This is a genomic window from Zavarzinella formosa DSM 19928 (assembly GCF_000255705.1).
In the GTDB taxonomy this organism is placed as follows: Bacteria; Planctomycetota; Planctomycetia; order Gemmatales; family Gemmataceae; genus Zavarzinella; species Zavarzinella formosa.
On record NZ_JH636440.1, the window covers coordinates 100,112 to 100,542 of the forward strand.

The following is a 431-nucleotide window of genomic DNA, read 5'->3' on the forward strand; positions in this document are numbered from 1 at the left end:
CCGATGTTCGGCAACCGTGAAGCCAAGCCCGGCCCTGACGGACCGGTCTGGGTTAGCCGGTCTTTCAGACCGGGGTCGTCGGCGGGTGAATGTTTTTCGCCCGCCAACACATCCGGGCCGGCGATGATTCCCATTAAAAACGCCCGGTCTGAAAGACCGGCCAACCCAGACCGGTCCGTCAGGGCCGGGCTTGGCTTCGCATTTCCTCCACCCCGCTTCTGAGTTTTGCTAAAATTCTTTTCATGGAACCCGAACGCATCTGGCAGTTCGTGACGAAACCGGCGTGGAGGCCGATCACCTCCGACGACACGCCGGGTTATATTCTTCTCGGGGCGAGCGCCGTCATTCTCGTCGGCCTGACCGTCTGGACCTATCTTGGTTCCGCGCAGGGGACGCCCAAACGCATCGGCATCCTCATCGGCTTTTTTTTT

The 431-nt window shown here is 60.1% G+C and carries 1 protein-coding gene; it reads left to right on the forward strand.

Annotated elements, in window-relative coordinates; all coding sequences use genetic code 11:
• Positions 1-242: 242 nt before the first annotated feature.
• Positions 243-431 (forward strand): hypothetical protein (locus tag BGIM_RS65785; RefSeq protein WP_193788966.1); only part of this gene is annotated, 189 nt, incomplete at its 3' end.